A 25,216-nucleotide genomic window follows, 5' to 3' on the forward strand; every position below is an offset into this window, starting at 1 on the left:
GTAATAAAATAGACTATATCAAATTTGATATAGCCTATTTTATATTATTTTTTCTTTTTATATATTATACCACCTATAGAAATTGCTAATAATCCTAAAACTCCTAGAATACTCTCTTGTCCTGTAATAGGTAATTTACTATTTTCTTGTTTAGAACTATCTATATTTCCCTCTTCAGAATCTTCTTTATCTGGTGTTATTGTTACACTTTCATTTTCAGTGCTTTCTCCTGGGTTTGTTGTTTCACTTCCCTCTCCAGTACTTTCTCCTGGATTTGTTGTTTCACTTCCACCTTCTGTGCTTCCTTCTGGATTTGTTGTTCCACTTCCACCTTCAGTACTTTCTCCTGGATTTGTTGTTTCACTTCCACCTTCAGTACTTTCTCCTGGATTTGTTGTTTCACTTCCCTCTCCAGCACTTCCTCCTGGATTAGTTATTCCTGGATCTTCATCTGGCTTTTCAACTTTTATAGTTGAATCTATTTTATTTACTATATCTTTTGACGCTTCTAAATTATTAGCTATTTTTAAGTAAATATATCCCTCTTCTGTAGTTGAAGATTTAAATAATCTAATAAATTTTGATATTATTGATTTATTCTCAATCTTTATTTTATAAACAGTAAATTCTCCCTCTACATACTTATCAATTATAACTGGATTTATTTCTTTGAAACTATTTAAAAATTCCTCAAATTTTTCTATTGTTACATCTTGAACTTCCATTTCTAAAGGAGATTCTTTTGTACCTTCTCCTAAAACTGGAATAATTATACCATTATCTACAGCCTCTTCTATAGCACTTGATATAAAGTCCTCTACATTTTCTTTATACTCTAATATGTCTATAGTTACACTATCAGATTTATTACTTCCATCTTTAGTCTTTGCAGTTATAGTTACTTGTCCTTTAGCTTTAGCAGTTATCTTTACATCATTTCCTATAACCTCTATTGATGCTATATTCTCATCACTAGTTGACCATTCTATATCCTTTAATTCTGCTTTTTCATCTACAGTAGCAGTTAATACTTTACTGCTTCCTATATATAAATTATCAATTTTATTATTTATATTTATGCTTTCTGCTAATATAATATATTCTTTTACAGTTACAGTTATTGTTTTTATAGCTACTCCACCAAGCTTATCTTCTACTTTGTATGTAACTGTATAAGTACCTTCTTCATTTATTTCTACATTGTTATCCATAACCTCTATGTTACTTATAATTCCGTCTTCTTTATCAATGGCACTAACTCCAATTAATGGATTAAACTCTTCACCTAATCTTATAATCTTATCTTCAGCATTTATTCTTGGTGGATCATTAACTATAACAGTTATTGTTTTTGTAGAGCTTGCTCCTTTACTATCTGTTGCACTATATGTTACTTCATATTTTCCTGCTACATTGCTATTAACTTCATTTCTTACAACATCTATTTTATTTATTTCTCCATCTTCAGTATCCGTTGCAGTTACTCCATTTAATGGATTAAAATCTTCACCTAATTGTATTACTACATCACTAGCATTTATTACTGGAATACCATTTATTGATTCCATTTTTGGATTTACAACAACTATGCTTTGAATTCTGGTTGTTTTATTTCCACTATCTGTAGCACTATATAAAACTTTATATACACCTGCTATTTTTGTATTTACATTACTTTCAATAACTAATTCAATATCTTCATCTTCATCTATTACTTCAACACCATTTCGTGGATCGAATTCATCTCCAACTGTTAATGTATAATCTTTAACCCCATTTATCATTGGTGCTTTATTAGCTTTTACTGTTAATGTAATAGTTTTTTCTGTTTTTCTATTAAGACTATCTATTGCTGTATAAGTTATAGTATATTCAGTATCTACATCTGGATCTAAATTAAGCTCTTTATCTGCATTAACTGTAACATTTAATGCATTTCCAAGAGCATCTACTGCACTAATTCCATCCATTAAATTAAATATTTCACCTGCATTTATAGTAACATCTGTAAGTTCTTCTCCATTTTTTGTTATAGTTGGATTTTGATCAATTTGATTTACTTTAACTTGTAAATTTAAGGTTTGAGACTCTCCTCCAAAACTATCTTTAGCAGTTACATACAAGTCATATATTCCAGCTGTATTTGAAGTAAATTTATCTATTACTGTATCCTCTACATTTTTAACTTCAAAAGTTACTTCATCATTATCCATATCTTGAGCTTCTATATAATTACTTAATAAATCCTTTGTTAATTCAACAGTATCTCCAACATTAACTTCTATATAGTTTTCATTTATTTTTTGAACTGTAGGTGCTGTATTTATTGATAAATCATTATTAGCTACTTCTACACCCATTTCATATTCTTTATTTGTATCACTTACATATTTATATTTTGAATTTTCTTTTTCTGGAGTAATATTATATTTTCTACTTTCGTTATTTGGAACTTTTTCAATATCTATTTCAAAAACTTCCACTTCGTTTCCATTCTTAGCTATTGAATCTTGTGATGTTATTAAAACATCTATAGTATTTGTATCTTTATTATAGGAATAATCTGTTATTATTTTATCTGAATTATTTTTATTTATTAAATCTTTTATTACAGGATTACCATTTTCCTCTTTTAACACTACTCCATCAAGCTTTATACTAAATTGAAGTGCCTTTGGTATATCTTCTATATTATCTAAAGATACTTTTACTGTATCTGCATCAATATTTTCTACATTTAATATAAATTTATCTGCATTATTTTCTACTGCAACTGTTTTTATAATTTTAGGTGTAGCGTATACTATTGCTGCTGCCGATGTTGCTGCTATTGTAGAAGCTAAAACAAATTTTAAATTTCTATTCTTCATAATATCTTCTCCTTTCCCACTATTATAGGTGCTATCTCAAAAGAGATAGCTACCTTTAATTTATTTTCTATTATTAAATATATTTTTTATTACATCACTATTTATTTCTACAACACTAGTATTTTCACTAGATAAAGTTCTTGCTTTAGAATTATTTAATTCTATTTCAGGTAAATCACTTAAGTTTTCAGGTAAATCATATAAGAATGTATCACTTACTAATCTTTGTCCTACTGGTGCTCCTGTAGAATCTAATTTATTATATCTATAAAGCTCAGCCTTTATCTTAGAACCTTCAATATTTCCTGCTTTTTGCTCATCTGGAGTTATCCAATATAACCAAGTTCCTTTTGCAACTTCTCCAAGTTCTGCATCTTCTGGTAATTCAGCTAGTAATATAACATTTGCTTTTAATGCAAGGTTTTCATCATTTTCATTTAATACTAATGGAACATTAAATGCTGGATCTCCCTTATATTCTCCAGTAACAATTATTGAACCAGCTGGTATAACCTGACCATCTGAATAAGTATAATCAGATTTTAATTTACCTACTCCATTTTTATAAATATTCTCACCATTATCTATACCTATTTCTATGTTATCGCCTGTTGGTCCCAATATATCAAGCTCTGCTATTGAAATTGTTGTAGCTCCTTTAGCTACTAATTTAACATATTGTGCATCATAAGCCCATAATTGAGTATTTAAATTACTTCCAGTTTCATTGAAGTAAATTGTATTTTCTTTACTTGTATCAAATGTTCCCGAATGAGCCTTAGTCCAAGACTTACCATCTTTACTTACATAAACTTCATACTTGCTTATTGGTGAATATGAAGCTTCTGAGCTTCTACTAAAGAAATTCTTTAATGAGAACTTCTTAGTATCTTGTCCTGGGTTATATTTTAATCCTATAACTGATTTAGAATCTCCTAAATCTATAGTTACATATGGATCTCCTGACACTACGTTACCATTATTATCGGTTGCTTTTGAAGCTGTGTATATAGTTGAATTATCATTATCATTTATTTTCTTAATGCTTCCATTCTGAACTTGTCCATGACCTGAATTTTCATCTGATATATCCTCTAAGCTTCTTGTATTTGTATCAAATACCCAATTGCTCTTAGCTATACTTCCATCATGATTTACTTTCACAGTTCCTAATGTAGTTTCCTCTGTTACATTTAAGTTATAGTCATAAGCTCTAACCTTATACTCAAATGTTCTATTATTAATAGCATCTATTTCATCTATATAGCTTGTTAATCCATTTTCACCATTTTTATCTCTTTCAACAAAACCAACTACTACCTCTTGAGTTCCTGTAGATGTTGCTTCTTTTCTTATTATTTCATATCCTAAAATTTTATCTGAATCCTTGCTTACACTTAATATCAATGGAACTTCTTTTTGATTTAAATAGCTTCTATCTGTTATTTGTTTTCCACTTCCATCAATTCCAAAGCTTGCATTTACTTTTGTATCAGTTGCCATTGTTAATAAGCTTGTATTACTTCCAGCTTCTAGTCTAAGTCTTCTTGCTTCATCATTTAAATAATAAATTGCTTTATCTTCCTTTGGATATTTTTTATTATTTAAATATATATTCGTTTCAGGACTAGCTACTAATCCCCATTTTTCGAAGAATTCTCTTAAATCTTTACCTACTGCATCTGAAGCTCTCATTATAAATGTTTGAGCTGTTCTATCCTGTCCTGACTCTAAAACAGCAATTCCATTAGTTCTAGTAGCTCTATATAATTTAGCAAAGAATGTATCATTTTCTAAACTATTATCAGAATTTAAATCTAACATCTTATAAGTATAATCATTATCATATGCTAAATGCAATTGCCAGAACATTCCAAGTCTAGTTAGTATATCACTTGCAAGTCCAACACTGTTAGAAGTAACCTTGTCGTACATCTTTTCGTATGCTCCAAAAGATTCTAATCTTGATTCATTTACATCATTAAATGTTTGAGTTATAAGGGCTAATATGTTATTAGTAGTTTCTGTGTAAGTTAATCCACTTATATCATGAACGTGTCCAATTTCATGCGAAACTCCCCATCCAAATAATTGACCTTTATCTGAATTTACTAAATTTCCATTTTGATCAAATTCAAATGGTACCCCTGTCATAGTTCCTGCTATAGAACTATATCCTATACCAACATGATGTGCTGATGCATACATAAATGCACCTGTAAACATTCTTTGATATTTTATATTCATACGATTCTTAGGAGCTCTATTTGCATTGTAATATTCTGTTTCACTCTTTCCATTAAGAATATCTAACGCATTATTAGTTATTTGTCCATCTCCATCAAAATCTATTGGCGCTTCAAGTAAACCTTGTTGAGAATAAGATACCTTCATTAATTGTTCCCAAGCAAGTAATGTATTATAAAGTCTATCTACTTGAGCATCTTCATTTCCTGATAATCCACTTTGTATTCCCGCAAGAACTTGATCTGCTGCAAGTGAAAGCATAATTCTCTCTCCTTCAATATCAGTTGCATTTAATATTGAAGTTTGTGGATCATAAGTGTAAATATTGTTTGAGTTATCTTCTATAGTTGCACTAGATGGATATCTACTTGGTAAAGAACTAACATAAGATCTTAACTCTCTAATGTAAGTTCTTATTTTTTCCTTAACTTCAGCTTCTTTAGATTCATCATCTATAATATTATTAACATTTAAATGTGGTATTTCTACTCCACCACTTACTCTTACTTTAAATACATTACTTTCAGCAAATCCACTCTTAAGACCTATGTATAGATTTCCACCCTTTTCATAGTTCATATCAAAACCAGTTTCAGGTATTTCTATTTCATTTTTTCCTACTGATAATGTATTTATAACTTTATATGCAGTTCCACTTTCAGCATTAAATTGAGTTAATACTAAATCAAATTTAGTATCTTTTCTTTCACTTCCTATATATATAGTAACCTTATCTCCTGGTTTTAATGCTACACCAAGTGATTGATAATTATTTATTTGTCCTATTGTATTTTGAGGTGCTAAATTATGTATAGTTGAATCTAAAGTTATTATTTTATCATTTAATAACACATCATTTAATAAATCTTGAGCTCTATTTAAATCCTTTAATATCTCTGATTGATTTGGATGATATTCAAGATTTACTGGATCAATTGTTTTTGCCCTATTTGTAAACTCATCTATCATTTCTTGTGTTACATTATCTTTTAATTCTAACTTTAAATCATCAGCAAATAAATTATCTACATCACTTTGTAAAGAATCATATTCATATACTTTAACTTCTGACATAGTTACAGCACGTTCATACTTTCCCCAACTAACGCTTGGATAAACTGATGTTCCAATTCTAATCCTCTTAGTTCTTACAGGATTATTTAAAGTTATATTTACAACTTTACCATTATTACTTTCATTAAACTTCGAACCTACTAATTCCCATTTTTGAGTCTCTTCATTAAAGAATTCTATCCTTGTAGAATAAGTCAGTTCATTTACATCTAAACGTCTTATAACCTTAAGGCTTCCTATAGTATATTCTTTATCAAATGTTAAAATTGGTCCATTGCTACCATAATCCCAATCATCATACTGCCAATATGTTGTATAATCATTATCTACTATTCCATTAGTGGAAGTAGTGTTTCCAACAGGAAATTCTACGTTCACTATATGATTAGTTAATTTACTTGTTCCATTTGCACTGTTTATAAGTTTATAATTACTTGTTACTGGCGGTATTAACTTTGTAGTAGATCCAATATAAACTTTTGATAATCCACCAGTTCCATGATGATTTGTTGCTGTCATCATTATTTCATAACTACTTGTATCATCTAATCCTTCTATTGTATATGAAGTTGCTCTTATAAAATCTTCTTTATCTGATAATTCAACTGTTTGAGTTGGAATATTATCATTTATATCAGGATCTTCATACTTTGTTCCCTTATCATTTGCTTTTAACCAAGCTTTTTCTCCAACTTTTCTATAATATAATTCATAATCTTTTGCTTTTGCATGTGCTTTCCATGAAACTGTAAGCTTTTTATATCCGCCTTGTACCTTTATTCCTTCTGGTCCCTCTGGTGCTGTTTCTGGTATAACTTGAACTTCTATTATTGAATCCTCACCAAAATTAGCATTATCATCACTAAGCTTTCCACTCTCAGAATTCCAAGCAATTGGATTATAATTTGAATCTACATTATCTGGAACTCCATCTTTATCATTTGAATTATTGGTTAAGTTAGTATTACCAGTTGCATTTTCATTATATCCATCTTGTTCATTCTTATATCCACTCTTCCAATCACCTGATAAAGATTGAATACTAATTCTATAAACTCCATATGCCTCTATTTTTTCTATTCTTAATGAGTTTTCACTAGTTTTATAGGTGCTTGTACTTGTTACTTGATTTTTATCATTTAATTTTTCAACTTTTACTTCATATCCAGTTACGTTTGTCTCATTATTCCAACCTATAGTCATAGATTCTTGTCCAACTTGAGTTGTACTTATAAAACTATTTATAACTGGTATATTCATTTTTGGTTTTGGTAACTCTTTATAAACATTATTTAAAAATTCAACCTTAGCTATTTCAGCTAAGTTTTTATTGTTTCTACTTCCAGAAGTTATATTTATAGTTATTTTACTTACTGCTATTTGCTTTCCTAAATTTATAACTAATTTTTCTTCGCTTGATCTAGCTAGTGAATTTTCTTTTACTAGATTTTCTTCTGTAAACTTAAATTCTTCATTTCCAATTATGATACTTCCACTTGTTGGTGCTCCACCAGCAGGAGAATTAATTACTATTTGCTCTATATTGCTATTAGTTCTATTAACTCCTTGTAAATCTAAATCAAAAGAAATAGGAGTTTCTTCGTTTATTTCTGTCTTACTTTCTAATTTTACTACTGAATTATTATCTTTTAATATATCCTTTATATTGCCATCTACATCAATTTTTTCAGTATCAATTGCTATTTCAACATTTTCTGGATTTATAATAAGATCTGTATCCTTTATTTCAGCATCCACTTTATTAGTTCCCATATTAGAGTGAACATATGTTAAATCAGTTATATCTACTTTTCCATCTCTATTTAAATCATAACTTAAGTCAGTTGATTTACTTTTTATAGCTGATTTTAAGACTTCATAATCAGCCTCATTTACTGTATTATTTCCATCTAAATCTCCAACTAAAAATGAAGCTAAATATTCCTCTTTTATATCATCTGTTTCATCTTCGGTTCCTTTGTTATCTATAACTACTGAATTATTTGTAGTTCCAATTAAAACTCTTTTTGATGAATTTTGAATTTCTATATTAGAGACTTTAGCAGTCTTATATCCACTTCCAGCTACTTCAATTGAATAACTTCCTAATGGAAGCTTGTCAAAAGTTAATAGATAAAAACTTACTTCATTATCTCCTTCTCCTAAAGCTTGTCTTTTAAAATCTAAAGCAGATAAAGAGTAAATTGAATTCTCTCCAATATCTCCTGAAGTGTTATCATTACCTAAATAAACCTCTTTTATAGCATTTCCTTCTGAATTTTTTAAAATTACTTTTATATTCGTTTTTTCTGACGATGTGAATTTTATAGGTGTAGCAAAGTTTAAGTCTACTTCTAATTTTCCTGTTAAATTATAAACTTCTTCTATTGCTGAATATTCTGTATTAGAATTACTTTCTTCTATTACTTCATTATTTTCTTTTTGTTGTAATATTTGACTTTCTTCTGCTACTTCTTCACCTATTATTTCTGATCCTTCTACTATTGTGCTTTCTTCATTAATATCTTCAGAAGTTACTGCTGTTTCTTCACTATTTTCTTTACTTACATTTTCATTTATAGTTTCAGCTGTAATACTACTTTTATCTTGACTATTATTTATAGTATCTGCAAAAGCTATATTTTGTACTTGACTTGTTATTAAAGCTGCTGCTACCATAGCTGATATTTTTCTTCTATTCATAATTTAACCTCCTTTATATGATTAACTCTGTTAAGTTCATTAATATTACTATTTTAAATTCTAACTATATATTAATCAAATTTAAAACTTATTTTAATCATATCTTAACAAATTAAAACTAATTTTTCTTTTAAAAATATACCATATTATCTCATTATTTTTCAATATAGTTTATTTACATTGTTAACATTTTCGACATATTTTTTAAAAATAATTTAATTTTTTTATATTTTTTCATTTTAAATATAAAAAAAGAGATAAACATTATCTTCCTTGCTCCGTCGCATGCGCTCCAAGTCAACCTCATTCAATGTTTATCTCTTTGCAAACTGAAGGAAAGAAATTATAAAACTCTAATTCTTACACTACGAATTTTACTACTCTTATAAAATTATCCTCACCTTGTCCATAGATATAATTTCCTCTAAATACAATAAAAAAGGTATCGACTTTGTCGATACCTAAAATATTATATTAATATATTTATTTTTTAGCCTTCTTATAAAAAGTATTTTCAAGAGGTAACTTAGTTCTAAAGTTTCCATCTAGCTTATAATATGCTCCTTGCACAGCTGGTGCAGTTGGAACAACTACTATTTCTCCAACGCCCTTAGCTCCATAGGATAAATCTTCTTTATTTTTTTCTACTAAAATACTTTCAATTTCTGGTATAGCTGTTGATCTAAATAATCCTAATGTTCCAAATCTAGCAAGTGGAACGCTATCTCTTAATGGATAATCTTCTGTTAATGCATAACCAAGTCCCATTACAACTCCACCTTCAATTTGCCCTTCAACAGCTATTGGATTTATAGCCCTTCCTATATCATGAGCAGCAGCTACCTTTATAAGCTTACCGTTATCATCTAAAACTACAACTTGTGTAGCATATCCATATGCTACGTGACTTACTGGATTTTCTTTATCACTTCCCATAGGATCTGTCTCTGGACAGAATTCTTCATAGAATTCCTCTCCTTCAAGTTCATTAAGTGTCTTAGTATTAAGCGCTTCTTTTAGCTTTAATGATGCAAGTCTTGTAGCTTCACCAGTAAAGACTGTTTGTCTCGATGCAGTAGTTGTACCTGAATTAGGTGTTGTAAATGTATCTGGACTATCAAAACCAACATATTCTGGAGTTAGCCCTGTTGTTTCACATAGAATTTGTGTTGCTATAGTTCCAATTCCTTGACCTATACAAGCAGCTGAAGTTCTTATAATAGCTTTTCCATCTTTAATTACTATTCTAACTCTACCTGTATCAGGAATTCCTACTCCAACTCCTGCATTTTTAAATGCACAGGATATTCCTACATGTTCATTATTATCAAATACATCTTTAACCGCTTCTAGTGTTTCTACTAATGCAGTTCCTTCATCTGCTATTTGACCATTTGGTAAAACTTGACCTGGTCTTATAGCATTTCTATATCTTATTTCCCAAGGAGATATACCAACTAGTTCTGCAAGTTTATTTATATTACACTCGTTAGCGAAAGCTGATTGTGTTACTCCAAATCCTCTAAATGCTCCTGCAGGTGGGTTATTTGTATAAACTGCAGTTCCTTCTATATCAACATTTTGATAATTATAGGGACCTGCAGCATGAGTACATGCTCTTTGTAAAACTGGACCGCCTAAAGAAGCATAAGCTCCAGTATCTGAAATTATTCTTGCTCTCATTCCAGTTAAAATACCATTTTCATCGCAGGCTGTAGTAAATTCCATTTCCATGGCATGTCTCTTAGGATGTATTATTAGACTTTCTTTTCTACTCAAAGTAACTTTTACAGGTTTCTTAGTATAATAAGTTAGAAGTGCAGCATGATGTTGTACACTCATATCTTCCTTACCACCAAATCCACCACCAACTAGCATACTTTTAATTCTTAATTTACTTGAATCTAAGTTTAAAAGTTTACCTATTTCTCTTAACTCATCATAAACACCTTGTCCACCAGTATAAACAGTTAAAACTCCATCTTCATAGTTTCCTACTGCACATTCTGGTTCTAAGAAGGCATGTTCTGTTGAAGGAGTAGTATATGTTTCTGTTACTACATACTTAGCATTCTTTATAGCATCTTCTGCATTACCCCTTTTTAAAACTTGCTTGCTTAGTATATTCCCATTAGGATGTATATTCGGTGCTCCTTCTTCCATTGCCATTCTAGGTGTACTTAAAGGAGCTAATTCCTCATACTCAACTTCTATTAAGCTTAATGCTTCTTTTAAAGTTTTCTTATCTTTTGCAGCTACTAAAGCTAATGAATCCCCTAAATATCTTGTAATTTCACCAACATCTATTAATGCTGGCCAATCTTGAACTAAATGTCCAATATATCTATCTCCTGGAACATCTTTAGCTGTTAATACTGCATAAACACCATCTAAAGCCTTTGCCTTTGATGTATCTATACTTTTAATTAAAGCTCTTGGATATTTTGTTCTTAATGCTGATCCATATAACATGCCATCAAAATATAAATCATCTGCATATTTTCCAACTCCTAAAGTTTTTACTTCTGCATCTATTCTTGGTAGGTTTTCACCAACTAAGCCTTTACAATAAACCTTAGGTACTTCGTCATTATTTCTTAAAATTTCTGCAACAAGCTTTATAGCTTCCATTATTTTTACATATCCAGTACACCTACAAATATTACCCTTTAAAGCATTTTTAATTTCCTCTTCTGTAGGATTTAAATTTTTATCTAATAATCCTTTTGCACTTATAACCATGCCTGGTATACAAAAACCACACTGTACTGCTCCACATTTTCCAAATGCATATGCAAAAGCATCTCTTTCTTTTTCGCTAATACCTTCAACTGTTATTACTTCTTTATTTTCTAATCTACTTAACTTTTGAAGACATGCTCTTTGTGCCACACCATCTATTAAGACCATACAAGCTCCACAAGCACCTTCTGCACAACCATTTTTTACAGATGTAAGCTGCTCAACATCTCTTAAATAATCTAATAAACCCATATCTTCTTCTAAAGACACTGATTTACCATTTATTTTAAAACTAAACATTTACCCTTCCCCCTTAGATTATCCTATAAATATTTTCTTATGAAAATTTATTAAGCATATTGTTTTAATTCGTCTTCATTAACAACATTTACCTTATCAATATAATGAGGATAATCTTTTAAAATAGTTTCTACTGTAATTTCTAACTTACTCTTATCTTCTTTAGAATTAACTTCATATATATATTCTCTTCCATCTTCTCTTAATAAGAATTTTTCTTCTCCAACTCTTAAAATTCCAGTATTATTAGAGTCTTGGTATTCTTCTAAGTCTTGATATATAGTTGTTTTCTTAAGATATGGGAATCCTCCCTTTGGACAGAACATATGACAGTTTCCACATTCATTACACATATTTTCAATATGTGTAATTTGATAATTAGCTGAAAGTCCTTCAACTGCAACCTTCATATTAGCTCTATTTGGACATACATCTACACATATTCCGCAACTCTTTAAACAATCAAATGTTTCCAATTTATTTTCAAGTAATCTACCATTACCTTTATTCTTATAATTAACATCATTTTTTGCTTTCTCTGCTAATTCTTCTAAAAACTCAATATTTAAACCATTTGGGGCATGTCCTAATTTTTTCATTTCATTTAATACAGCATTATTATTTGCATATCCCTTAGGTTGAAGGAATAATGTTGCAATTGTGATAGGAGCTATACCTGATTTAAATACATCTAATGCATTGTTTTTATCTATTCCACCTGATATAGATACTTTTATATCTTTAAATTCAGTTGCAATATTTTTAGCTACATTTATAGCTATAGGATAAAGAGGTTTTCCTGACATATACATTGCATCTCCTGGCATAACATTTCTTGTATTAACTACAGGTAATGTATTTGTTAATTTAACCCCAAAAGTTACATCATTGTCTTTACCTACTTGTAAAAGCTTTGATATTATTTCTTTAGCCATATCAAATTGTAAATCATGATCAAAATCTTCTCTTTTTAGTTCTATATCGTTATAGCCTAAACCATCTAAGATTTTTCTTACATTATCATATCCTAATAAAGTTGAATTACATTTTAATAATGTATTTATCTTTTTATTTGATATTAAATGAGTTGCTATGTCTAAAATTTCACTTGCCTTGCATCCATGCATTGTAGAAAGTGTTACTATATTTGTTATCTTAGAAGTAATCTTATCTATATCCTCTAACTTAAACTTTTTAAACTTATTTATATTTCCCTTTAATACTTCTATACACTCATTAAAAGTTTTTGTATCTTTAGCGTCTTTTAAGTCATCTATAAAATCAGAAATTTTCTTTGATTGAATTCCTTTTAAATCATATCCTACACTTATATTAAGTATAAAATCCTTAACATCTGATAATCCAAGTTCAATCCCCATAACTTGTAATAAAACAGAAGCTTTAATATACTCTTCTTTTGCTTCTTCAACAGTCAATTCAGTTGACCATTCAACGTTATATCCAACATTCTTAGCATCTATACATGGTCTTGCTATCATTTCTTGCATTTCTTTACCAGCTACTATTTGAACTGTCTTAGGCTCAAAATATCTACATCCAGTCAAATATGCTGCTAAAAAATTTTGTGTTAATTGTGTATGAGGTCCAGCTGCTGGTCCTACTGGAAATCTTAAATACTCACCGCAGAAGTCCATTTCTATACTACTATCTATATCTCTATAGAAATCTTTTTCTTCAATCCCAAATATTTTTCCCTTTGTATAATAATCCTCAAGAGTTAAATTAATAATTCTTTCAAATGACATTATTTTCATTACATCACTCATATTTGCTCCACCTTTCTTAATATAAAAACTCTACATCTTTTCCCATAATTTTTGTGCTACTTCTCTAGAAGCTTTAAATATTTTTTCTTCATCTATATTTATAAGTTCTCTATCCTTCATTACAACTTTTCCATTAATTATTGTTGTGGTAACAGATCTACCAGTAAATCCAAATAACATATGTCCAAATAAATTATTTGAATTCATAGGTGTTAGTGGATTATAATCTACTATAATTACATCTGCATAAGCACCTTCTTTTAAAATTCCAAGTTCTTTTTTAAAGTACCTATTTGCAATATTTCTATTGTTTTCAAATAATAATTTAAATGTTTCATTAAATGCTACACTTGGATTACATCTATTATGTCTTTGTATTATAGGAAAAACCTTCATTGACTCAAACATATCGCTAGTATATCCATCTGTTCCCATTCCAATATTTATACCTTTATTAAGAATTTCTAACACTGGTGCACATCCAACTGCATTTCCCATATTAGATTCAGGATTATTTACAACATTAGTATTAGTTGCCTTTAATAAATCCATTTCTCTATTATTAATGTGAACGCAATGTACTGCTAAAGTTTTTTCTCCTAACATTCCATAATCAAATAATCTTTCAACTATTGTCTTACCATGATTTTTTAATGAATCATGAACATCGGTTATTCCTTCTGCTACATGAACATGAAAGCCTGAATTTAAATCTTTAATTGCCTTAGAGCATTTTTCTAAAGTTTCATCACTTAAAGTAAATGATGCATGTAATCCAAATAATCCTTTTATCATATCACTATCATCTTCATTAGCATGTTTAATAAAGTTTACGTTTTCAAGGATTCCTTTATCAGTAATTTCTATTCCATCTCTATCTGAAACTTCATAACATAAGGAAGTTCTTATTCCAATCTCTTTAGCAACTTCTCCTATTGTAAATAAGCTATTAGTTATATGCATTGGACTTGCATGATGATCAAATACAGTAGTAACTCCATTTTTTATGCAATCTATATATGTTGTATATGCACTATATTTTGTATCTTCAAGGGTAAGTCTCTTATCTAGTTTCCACCACAATCTTTCTAAAATTTCATTAAAATTTTGTCCAGGTTCTTCCTTATTATCCATGCCTCTTGCAAAAGCACTATAAATATGATGATGAGTGTTGATTAATCCTGGCATAATAACCTTACCTTTAGCATCAATAAACTCATACTCTTTATACTTATCTTTTAAATCTTCATAATTTCCAACTTCTAGTATTACATTATCTTTTAATACTACTGCTCCATTAGTTATAAAAGGATTCTTAACATCTTGAGTTATTACCATCCCATTTCCTATTAGAATCATTTTTCTCCCTCCAATATAATAGAATTATAATTATTTAAAGCATTAATCATGCCAAAATATTTTTTTAACAATATTTCTACCTATATTTAGATTTTTCGTATTTAATTTTTTTTTAACAATTACATTTAAAATGATAAACTTTATATTTTTATCATTTTAGTAAATATATTTATCATTACGATAAAAAGTGGCTATATATAGATTATCTATATATAGCCACTTAAAACTTATATATTAAATTAAAATTATTCTAAATCAAGTATAATCATTTTATAAAATTAACCACTTATACTCATATGTTTTTAACTTTTTCTATATAATGTCGCAAGTCCTATTCCTAACTTTTTAGCTGCTTTTGCTTTTCCTTTTGTATCTCTACCATATTTAGATAAAGCAAAATTTATATATTTCTTTTCAAGTTCTTCTAAAGTTATAAAATCATCTTCAATTATAGACTTTAACGGATACTCACTTTTCTTATTATAATAATTCATAATATATTCTGGTAAAATATCTGTCGTAATTAAATTATCCTCACCAACTAAATTAATCATAAATTCTACAGCATTTTGAAGTTCTCTAATATTTCCTTCCCAAGGATAGTTTTTTAATTTATCTATTACACTATTCTCTATTTTTACCTTAGGCAAATTACATGTGTTACAATATTTTTCTATAAAGTTTAAAACTAGTGGTTTAATATCCTCTTTTCTTTCAGAGAGACTAGGTAATTCTATTGGAATGACATTTATTCTATAATATAAATCCTCTCTAAAAGTCTTTTCCTTTATCATTTCTTTGATATTTTTATTTGTAGCTGCAATAACTCTTATATCTAAATTAATCATTTTATTAGAACCTATTTTAGCAAACTTTCTTTCTTGTAGTACTCTAAGAAGTTTAACTTGCAAAGCTAAGGGCATATCTCCTATTTCATCTAAAAAAATTATACCACCATTAGCTAATTCAAATTTTCCAACCCTCCCTGAATTATTAGCGCCACTAAATGCACCTTTTTCATATCCAAAAAGTTCACTTTCTAGCAATGGTTCTGGTATTGCAGCACAATTTATTGCTATAAAAGGCTTATCTCTTCTATTACTTTGAGAATGTATTGATCTTGCAATAACTTCCTTTCCAGTTCCACTTTCTCCTGTTATAAGAACAGAAGAGCTAGAATTAGCTATCTTAAATATCTTATTTTTTATATTTTTTATAGCTTCTGATTCACCAATTATTTCATTAAGAGGAACTTCTCCCCACACATTATTTTTAGCTTCATAATTACATTTATCTTTATTACAAATTTTATTTAATACGACTATTTTACTATAATTATATGAAATTTCATCACAATTTAAAATTTCACCTATTCCATCATAATCAATTTCCTTAAAAGTAATACTAATTTTATTATCCTTTTCTTTACTTTTTAAATCTACTATAATTTTTTGCACTTCATTATTTCCAACATTTAAAGCTTTTTTTATATAATTATTAGCATAAATCACTCTATCATCTGCATTTAAAATTATAATTCCATCACTAATTTTATTAGCAATCTCCCTAACAAATTCTTCTTTCATGCTACTCACCTTTTCCCCATAGTATTTCATTATCTATACCTCTATGTTACCATTTTTAATATAAATCTACAAATAAAACAAAAAAAATATAGCATTAAATATTGTAACAATAAGATTACAATGTTTAATACTATATAAAATTATATTTATTTATTTTTTATTTGCTTCAAATACATTTTAGGAATTAAAGCATACATTGCTGCAGACTTTACTACTTCATTTTTCCAAGTTCTTTCATTTGGTGCATGAGCTTGGTCTTCATGCCCTGGGCCAAATCCTATACAAGGTATACCATACCTACCCATTATAGATACTCCATTTGTTGAAAATGTCCATTTATCTACAATTGGGTTAGCTCTAAATAAATTTCTATATGTTTCAACTAAAGCTTGGCATACATCATGTTCTTCTGGAATTACCCAAGTAGGGAAATATGATTTTGTGTTATACGAAAGACCAGTATAAGAAACTTTATCATAATCATAAATTGAAACTCTCGCATTTGTACTTTTTATAGATGGTAGATTTTTTATTTCCTCTATTGCTGATTCATAGGTTTCTCCATATGTTAATCTTCTATCCACAGATATACTACATCCATCAGCCACTGCACATCTTGATGGTGATGAATAGAATATTTCAGATACTGTTAATGTTCCTTTTCCTAAAAAATCATTATATGCTAACTTTTCATCCAATTCTTTAAGTTCATTAAGAATCGAAGCCATCTTAAATATTGCATTTTCTCCTCTTTCTGGAGCTGATCCATGACAACTTATACCAGATGTACTTATCTTAATTTCCATTCTCCCTCTATGCCCTCTATATATATTACAAGCAGTTGGTTCTGTAATTACTACAAATTCTGGATTTACTTCATCTTCATTAATTATATATTGCCAACATAAACCATCACAATCTTCTTCTTGAACTGTACAAGTCACTAGTAGAGTATAGTCATCCTCTAAGTTTAACTCTTTTATTATTTTAGCAGCATAAACCATAGCTGCTATTCCACCACCTTGATCACTAGATCCTCTTCCTAATATTACTTCCTCATCTTCGTCTCCTTCATAAGGATTATAATTCCAAAGGCTTGGGTCACCTACACCTACAGTATCTACATGTCCATCAAAGGCAATTAAATGGCTTCCCGTTCCTAAATATGCAAGTAAATTCCCCATAGGATCTATTTCTATTTTATCAAAGCCTACCTTTTCCATTTCTTCTTTTATTCTTAATATCTTATTCTTTTCATAACAACTTTCACAAGGTATTGCAATAATTTCTCTTAGAAACTTACTCATGTCATCTCTATATTTTTCTGCGCATTTTAAAACCTTATCAAAGATACTTATATAATCCATACTACCCTCCACCTATTTATCCTTTATTTATTATTAAGTTAAGCATTTCTTATGCCAAAAAATTTGCGTTTTCATTTAAATTTAGCAATCTAAATGTCTCGCTAACTTATTAATAATCCTTAATGCCATCGATAAAATATAACACGAGTTAACTTTACAAAAATAGCAAATATCAAAATGATAATTAATATCATTTTGATATTTGCTATTTAAGTTATATTTATAATTTTGATAAATTTTTATAATCTTCTTCTGTATCTATATCCTCCAAAAATAATAAGTTATCTATTTCAACATAAATGATATTTTCCTTATTATTTTTTATTATCTCTCTTCCCCCTACATCACCTGTTAATAAACTTAATTCTGTTTTATATACTTTAGGAAATATAACAGGACTTCCAATTCTTCCATTTACCTTTGGAACTATAATATTATCCTTATGTTTGTTAGATACTTCTATAAGTTTATTTATAGATTCAAAGTCTACAAAGGGTTGATCTCCACAAAAAAACATATAGTTTTCATTATTTTCACAATTTCTAATTCCAATTTTAATTGAAGTACTTTGTCCAAGATGAGCGGCTTTATTTTCAAAAATTTTAATTTCAAAATCTTTTCCAATATCTAAAACATCCTTTTCCCTAGCTACTAAAATAACATTATTAATATTACTTTTTTTAACTTCTTTAATTACATGTTTTATTATTTCTTCATTATTTATTTTCATCATTAATTTGTTTTTTCCCATTCTAGTACTATAACCAGAAGCTAATATTATTCCATTCATTTTTCACCTATTTATATTTCATAGTATTATAATATTTAAATAAATTTTTCTTTATATATTATAATTGACTAGCTCCTATTTTACTATTAATAATTATCTAGTCTAATTAAGATTTAACTTTATTTTAAAAATATAAATACTAGTCTAAATCTATAACTTATATTCATCTATCTTTCTATAAAGAGTTGCTATACCTATTCCTAATTTTTTTGCAATTCTCTTTTTATCCTCTGTAGTTGTTCCATAAATATCTAAAGCCTTTCTTATTTCTCTTGCTTCTAAATCTTTTATAGGTATAATTTCATCACTATCTATTTCTCTTTCGTAATCATCATTATTCAATATATTTTTAGGAATAACATCTTTATTAATTATTCCATCAGTTCCAATCATATTAACTATAAATTCTATTGTATTTTCTAATTCTCTAACATTACCTGGCCAACTATACTTATAAAAAGCTTCCATTACCTCTTCAGTTATTTCTATAGAATCAAAGGTTTTATCTAAAAGTTCTGTATATTTTTTAATAAAAAACTCAATTAAAATATCTATATCTTTAATTCTTTCTCTTAATGACGGAATTTCAAATGGTATTACATTTAATCTATAATATAAATCTTCTCTAAATTTATTTTCTTTTATTAGTTCTTTTAAATTTTTATTTGTTGCTGCAATAACTCTTACATCTATATCAATTTCCTTATTAGAACCTACTCTTGTTATTTTTCTTTCTTGAAGAACTCTAAGTAATTTAGTTTGAAGATAAATAGGCATGTCCCCAATTTCATCTAAAAATATAGTACCTTTATTAGCTAATTCGAACTTACCTATTTTGCCCATAGGATCTGCACCTGTAAAAGCGCCTTTAACATATCCAAAAAGTTCACTTTCAAGAAGAGTATCTGGAATTGCACCACAATTTATCGCAACAAAGGCTTTATCTCTTCTATTTCCTTCATTATGTATTGATCTTGCAAAAATTTCCTTTCCAGTTCCGCTTTCTCCAGTAATTAAAACAGTTGAAGAGGATAGTGCTATTTTTTTTACTCTACTTTTTAAATCTTCCATAATTTTAGTTTTTCCTAATATATTATCAGTTCTTATTGAATTTTTTATATTAGTATACTCTGATATATTATCTCTAAATCCCTTATAATCTCTAAATACAAATATTTTATCAAATTGTTTGTCATTTAGCTCCATCGGAAATAAATTTCCTATAAATTGAAAACTTTGATTTCCTATTAGAACCTTAAATATATCCATTTGAAATAAACTATCACCTGTTGGCTCTATGGATACACTTAAAGCAAAAAAATTGTCTACTTGTTTTATAAATTCTGCTCCCTTAGAATTTATATGTGTTACTTTATTATTTTTATTTAAAACCATTACTCCTTGGTCCATTTTATCTATTATTAAGTTTAATGATTTAACTACAATATCATCACGTTTTTTTTGATAATATTCAAAAGCTGCTGTACTTATAAATTCAGCAATTTGTTCTATAAAAGCTCTATAATTATTAAATCTTTCAAGAATTTGATCTCTTTGCTCTTCATTAAAACAAACCAGCCCTAAAACACCTATTATTTTACCTTGAAACTTTATAGGTGTACTCATTTCAAATAATTCTTCACATTTTCCTCTTTTTATACAATCTCTACATATGCTATCCTTACCTGGTTCTGTAATTGCTTTAAATTCACCTGTTTTTAAAACCTCTCTATATGCATAGCCTTGCTTTGATATATCTTTATCTATTCTATTTTTATAGATACCTGTAGCTGCTATTCTAATTAAATTTTCATCTACTACCTCTACATCAACATTTAATATCTTTTCAACGATATTTATATATCTCATTACTGCGCCTTGAATTTCTTTCAAAATAGATGGCATTTATAAACACCTCTTTTGCTAATTTAATATCTCCCTATCCTTTCGCAATTTTTATGCCATTTTAAGTATAAAATAGATAAAAAGCTACCGCATTCCCGGTAGCTTTTTATCTATTTTTTATCTATTTGTTTTCTTTCTTCTTCTTCTTGTTTTAAACTTTGCTTTGGTAATATCAAGTTTAAGAATATTACAAAAATCGTAGTTACAACTACTGGTGAACTTCCTAATAAAGTTCTTATTGCCTCTGGGAAAGCATCTAATGCTCCTTGAACTTGTGTTATACCAACTCCTAAAGCTACTGATAATCCAACAACAGTTATATTTCTAGTTGATAGTTCATCTTTAAATATAAGTTTAATTCCAGTCATTGTAATTGTTGAAAATACTATAACTGTAGCTCCTCCAAGAACACTTTGTGGTACAGTAGTTATTAAAGCACCAATTTTAGGAATAAATCCTGCTACCAACATAAAAGCAGCTGCTAAAGCTATTACAAATTTACTTACAACCTTTGTCATAGCAACTATTCCAATATTTTGACCATATGTTGATGTTGGTAAACCTCCCATAATTGAACCAATTATATTAACTACTCCATTTCCAATTATTCCATTAGATAATTCAGAATCCTTAAGATCTCTATCTAATCCTCCTTCTGTTGCAACTGAATATTGACCAACCGTTTGTACTGAATCCACTATATATATAATTACTATTGATAATATTGCTGATGGATAAAATTTTAACCCAAAATGTAAAGGCTTAGGTATTTGTACCCATCCAGCATTAGCTATAGCACTAAAGTCTACTTTATTGAACATTATAGCAAAAACATATCCAACTATTATACCTATAAGTATAGATGCAAGTTTAAAATATCCTTTTGTAAAATGATTACAAAACAATACAACGCCTAGAGTTATAAAGGCTATAATCCAGTTTTGTATTGAGCCAAAATCAGATGCCCCTGCCCCTCCTGCCATATATTTAATAGCTGTTGGATATAAAGATAATCCTATTGTAAAAACAACTGTTCCTGCCACTAATGGTGGAAATAACTTTCTTAACGGTTTAATAAATATACCTACTAAAACTGCAACTACTCCCCCTATTAATTGAGCTCCAAAAATAGCTTCTATTCCATAAGTTGCACCTATAGCTGTTAATGTTGGCACATATGCAAATCCAACTCCCATAACTACCGGAAGACCTGAACCAAGCTTCCATATAGGATATAATTGTAATAATGTAGCTATACCTGCTATAAATAAAGAACATTGAACTAAAAGCGCTTTATCGCTTGAACTTGCACCAGCTACTCCAGCAACAATAATAGCTGGTGTCACATTACCTACTATCATTGCTAATAAATGCTGTAACGATAATGGTATAGCCTTTTTTATTGGTGGTACTCCATCTAAATCAAAAACAGAAGTATTTCTATTATTTTCATTACTTCTTTTCCAAATCTCTACCATTTTAAAATTCCCCCTTATGTAATTAATAAAATAAGACCTTTATTTGGAACTTTTTAATCATTTATTTAAAATACTTCTCATTTTGATAATTTTAAATTCCAAGTCTTTATTAATTTCTTTATATCTCTATAAAAATCAAAGGCTATATATAATATTTTTCTATATACAGCCTTTTACTATTACTCTTCTATTTTACTTCTCTCATTATCTTCATCTTTAATAGTTTTCTTAGGCAGTATTAAATTTAATAAAATAACTGTTATAGTAGTTATTACAACTGGAGAACTTCCAAAAACCATATTAACCCAGCTTGGAAATGCATCTAATGCACCTGAAACTTGTGTTACTCCCATTCCTAGTGCAACTGAAAGTCCAACTATACTCGTGTTTCTACTTGAAAGTTCATCTTTTATAATCACCTTTATACCAGTCATTGTTATCATTGCAAATACTATTATAGTAGCACCGCCTAAAACACTTTGTGGTATCGTTGTAATTAAAGCACCAAACTTAGGTATAAATCCAGCTATTAACATAAATACAGCAGCTAACATTATAATATATTTACTTACAACTTTAGTCATAGCTACTATTCCAACATTTTGACTGTAGGTTGCTGTAGGCAAACCTCCAAAAAATGATCCAATTATACTTGAAACTCCATTTGCCATTATCCCTCCAGATAACTCAGTATCCTTAGGCTCTCTTCCTAATCCTCCTTCTGTTGTAGCTGAATAATCTCCAACAGCTTGAACTGAATTAACTATATAAATAATAACCATAGAAATAATAGCTGAAGGTATAAACTTCATTCCATAATGTAATGGTGTTGGAACTTGTATCCATCCTGCTGATGAAATAGCATCAAAACTAACCCTTCCGATAATTATTGAAAAAACATATCCCACTATTATACCTACTAATATAGATGCTAATTTTACGTATCCCTTAGTAAAATGATTACAGAATAAAACTACAATTAATGTAACAAATGCAATAGTCCAATTTATAGGAGCTCCAAAATCACTTGAAGCTACTCCACCAGCCATATATTTTATAGCTGTTGGATATAAGGATAAACCAATTGTAAATACTACAGTTCCAGCAACTAATGGTGGAAATAGTTTTCTAAGTGGTTTAATAAAAGCACCAACTAATATTGCAGCAATTCCGCCTATTAATTGAGCTCCAAATATAGCCTCAATTCCATATGCAGAACCTATAGCAGTTAAAGTTGGTACATAAGCAAAGCTTATCCCCATTACTACTGGTAGTCCTGCTCCTAGTTTCCATATAGGATACAACTGCATTAATGTTGCAATCCCTGCCATAAATAATGAACATTGAACTAACAATGTTTTATCACTTAAGTTCATTCCTGTAATTCCCGCAACTATTATAGCTGGAGTAACATTTCCAACTATCATAGCAAGTAAATGTTGTAATGATAATGGTATAGCCTTTTTTAAGCTTGGTACTCCATCTACATCAAATATTGAAGTACTTTTTTTTCTTTTTTTCCCTACCTCTAACATAATAATATATTCCCCCTCATGTAAGTTAATTAGATTAATCTTATACATCACTCGAGAATATATGATTATTATCACTATGAAAAAAATATTATCATTTTGATAATAATCCTATTCCTTCATACCACATAAGTAATCGTTTTAATTGAATTTTGTTCACATAGCTACATGTTAATAATTATAAAAAACTAAAAAGATCCTTTAAAGTTTCAATATTTATTTAAAGCAATAAGTATGCCAAAACCTTAACAACTTCTTATCCCTTCAAGCACTGTATTTATTTGGATATTATTTATTTTTTAAAAATTTTATTATATTAAAATGATAAATATTTATTATATAATCCTCCTTACTCAAGACAATAAGCCTTTGTATCATTTTAATAATTTTTCTCATTTTGATATAAAAGAATAAAAGTATTTTTTGTAGCACTTATTTTTTAATTTTCATATATTATATTAGCTATTAGCTTTAAAACTAATCCATATAAATTCATCTCCTTCATTAATTATAAAAAAGAATCAAAGCCAAGTTGCTTTGATTCTTTTTTATAAATTTAAATCAATTTTTATTTTTACTTTTTTAAAAGCTACTTCTTTACTTAAACTTAAGTTTTTTGGATCAATTTTAATCTTGAATATATTAGGACAATTTTCCTCTCTCCATATTTTCATAAACTTAGCCGTTGCTGTAAAGCTAGCATAATAATTTTCTTCATATTCATCATAAAATTCTAAGAACTCTAATTTGCTATATCTATCTATAGATAAATTATCTTTATCTATATTATTTACTATGGGAACTAAAAATCTAAGTGGAATTTCATAATTAAAGTTGCCATTAATAGCTTTTCCTTCAATTAATGCTCTTTTTAAAAATTTATAATGTTCTATCTCTCTATCACTTATTTTTATTTTAAAAATAGGTTTATCATTTCTTCCCTTTTGTATTTTTATCCTAATCATTTGTGTCACCTATATTTCTATTCCCATTTTTCCCATACTTCTTTTGCATAACCTAAAGAAGCTAAGTTACCATTTCTAACAATAGGAGTTTTAAATAATTTGGGGTTTTTAAGAAGAATTTCTTCCTTCATTTCCAAACTTATTATTTTATCTAAATTTAAACTTTTAAATTCTTTAGTATTCTGATTAATGAGATCATTTATAGAAATATTCTTTTTTATTGAATTTAATTCACCTTTACTTATAGCTTTAATATCCAAATCTATATATTGAAATTTAATTTTTCTTTCTTTAAAATATCTTTCTGCTTTTTTAGAATCAAAACATTTTTTTCTACCAAATATCTGTATATTCATATTTCTCTCCTTATAAAAATCTGCTTTTTTATTATATCATATAATTCGAATTAATAAATTAATATCTTATACAAAACACTCACTTTTTATATACTTAAAAGTATAATATTTATTAAGAATAATATTTAGGAATGATATTTTGGAATATTTAATAA

At 28.2% G+C, this 25,216-nt stretch carries 13 protein-coding genes; all 13 read right to left on the reverse strand.

Features of this window, described 5'->3' with window-relative positions; genetic code table 11:
- Window positions 1-44: 44 nt before the first annotated feature.
- Window positions 45-2,870: an immunoglobulin-like domain-containing protein gene (locus H9660_RS12350; RefSeq protein ID WP_191750688.1), complete on the reverse strand. Its 2,826-nt coding sequence runs from the start codon at window positions 2,868-2,870 to the stop codon at window positions 45-47.
- A 60-nt stretch (window positions 2,871-2,930) separates the two neighbouring features.
- Window positions 2,931-8,894 (reverse strand): M60 family metallopeptidase, encoded by a 5,964-nt coding sequence (locus H9660_RS12355; protein WP_191750689.1) that lies wholly within the window; start codon window positions 8,892-8,894, stop codon window positions 2,931-2,933.
- A 483-nt stretch (window positions 8,895-9,377) separates the two neighbouring features.
- Complete coding sequence (xdh, locus tag H9660_RS12360) at window positions 9,378-11,936, reverse strand: selenium-dependent xanthine dehydrogenase (protein WP_191750690.1); 2,559 nt, start codon at window positions 11,934-11,936, stop codon at window positions 9,378-9,380.
- Window positions 11,937-11,986: 50 nt separating this feature from the next.
- Entirely contained in the window at window positions 11,987-13,723 is a 1,737-nt protein-coding gene (locus H9660_RS12365; protein WP_191750691.1) for a 4Fe-4S dicluster domain-containing protein, read from the reverse strand.
- Between the two features lie 30 nt (window positions 13,724-13,753).
- Window positions 13,754-15,082, reverse strand: coding sequence for a putative aminohydrolase SsnA (ssnA, locus tag H9660_RS12370; protein ID WP_191750692.1), 1,329 nt, complete (start codon window positions 15,080-15,082; stop codon window positions 13,754-13,756).
- Window positions 15,083-15,384: 302 nt separating this feature from the next.
- Entirely contained in the window at window positions 15,385-16,668 is a 1,284-nt protein-coding gene (locus H9660_RS12375) for a sigma-54 interaction domain-containing protein (RefSeq protein ID WP_191750693.1), read from the reverse strand.
- A 146-nt stretch (window positions 16,669-16,814) separates the two neighbouring features.
- Entirely contained in the window at window positions 16,815-18,035 is a 1,221-nt protein-coding gene (locus H9660_RS12380) for a YgeY family selenium metabolism-linked hydrolase (RefSeq protein ID WP_191750694.1), read from the reverse strand.
- 220 nt (window positions 18,036-18,255) lie between these two features.
- Complete coding sequence (gene mocA, locus H9660_RS12385; RefSeq protein WP_191750695.1) at window positions 18,256-18,825, reverse strand: molybdenum cofactor cytidylyltransferase; 570 nt, start codon at window positions 18,823-18,825, stop codon at window positions 18,256-18,258.
- A gap of 150 nt (window positions 18,826-18,975) precedes the next feature.
- Window positions 18,976-20,730, reverse strand: coding sequence for a sigma-54 interaction domain-containing protein (locus H9660_RS12390; protein WP_191750696.1), 1,755 nt, complete (start codon window positions 20,728-20,730; stop codon window positions 18,976-18,978).
- A gap of 110 nt (window positions 20,731-20,840) precedes the next feature.
- Complete coding sequence (locus tag H9660_RS12395; RefSeq protein ID WP_191750697.1) at window positions 20,841-22,208, reverse strand: uracil-xanthine permease family protein; 1,368 nt, start codon at window positions 22,206-22,208, stop codon at window positions 20,841-20,843.
- 179 nt (window positions 22,209-22,387) lie between these two features.
- A complete protein-coding gene (locus H9660_RS12400) occupies window positions 22,388-23,743 on the reverse strand; it encodes a uracil-xanthine permease family protein (protein WP_191750698.1) in 1,356 nt (451 codons plus the stop codon).
- A gap of 545 nt (window positions 23,744-24,288) precedes the next feature.
- On the reverse strand, window positions 24,289-24,705 hold the full coding sequence (locus H9660_RS12405; RefSeq protein ID WP_191750699.1) for a hypothetical protein: 417 nt from the start codon (window positions 24,703-24,705) through the stop codon (window positions 24,289-24,291).
- A 17-nt stretch (window positions 24,706-24,722) separates the two neighbouring features.
- Complete coding sequence (locus H9660_RS12410) at window positions 24,723-25,061, reverse strand: arsenate reductase family protein (protein ID WP_191750700.1); 339 nt, start codon at window positions 25,059-25,061, stop codon at window positions 24,723-24,725.
- Window positions 25,062-25,216: the final 155 nt, after the last annotated feature.

Source organism: Clostridium gallinarum, assembly GCF_014836325.1.
GTDB classification, from domain to species: domain Bacteria; phylum Bacillota; class Clostridia; order Clostridiales; family Clostridiaceae; genus Clostridium; species Clostridium gallinarum.

Coding starts and splice junctions, on each gene's coding strand:
- xdh (WP_191750690.1), bottom strand. CDS start 11,936: ATGTTTAGTTTTAAAATAAATGGTAAATCAGTGTCTTTAGAAGAAGAT.
- ssnA (WP_191750692.1), bottom strand. CDS start 15,082: ATGATTCTAATAGGAAATGGGATGGTAATAACTCAAGATGTTAAGAAT.
- H9660_RS12365 (WP_191750691.1), bottom strand. CDS start 13,723: ATGAGTGATGTAATGAAAATAATGTCATTTGAAAGAATTATTAATTTA.
- H9660_RS12375 (WP_191750693.1), bottom strand. CDS start 16,668: ATGAAAGAAGAATTTGTTAGGGAGATTGCTAATAAAATTAGTGATGGA.
- H9660_RS12405 (WP_191750699.1), bottom strand. CDS start 24,705: ATGATTAGGATAAAAATACAAAAGGGAAGAAATGATAAACCTATTTTT.
- mocA (WP_191750695.1), bottom strand. CDS start 18,825: ATGAATGGAATAATATTAGCTTCTGGTTATAGTACTAGAATGGGAAAA.
- H9660_RS12410 (WP_191750700.1), bottom strand. CDS start 25,061: ATGAATATACAGATATTTGGTAGAAAAAAATGTTTTGATTCTAAAAAA.
- H9660_RS12380 (WP_191750694.1), bottom strand. CDS start 18,035: ATGGATTATATAAGTATCTTTGATAAGGTTTTAAAATGCGCAGAAAAA.
- H9660_RS12400 (WP_191750698.1), bottom strand. CDS start 23,743: ATGTTAGAGGTAGGGAAAAAAAGAAAAAAAAGTACTTCAATATTTGAT.
- H9660_RS12350 (WP_191750688.1), bottom strand. CDS start 2,870: ATGAAGAATAGAAATTTAAAATTTGTTTTAGCTTCTACAATAGCAGCA.
- H9660_RS12355 (WP_191750689.1), bottom strand. CDS start 8,894: ATGAATAGAAGAAAAATATCAGCTATGGTAGCAGCAGCTTTAATAACA.
- H9660_RS12395 (WP_191750697.1), bottom strand. CDS start 22,208: ATGGTAGAGATTTGGAAAAGAAGTAATGAAAATAATAGAAATACTTCT.
- H9660_RS12390 (WP_191750696.1), bottom strand. CDS start 20,730: ATGCCATCTATTTTGAAAGAAATTCAAGGCGCAGTAATGAGATATATA.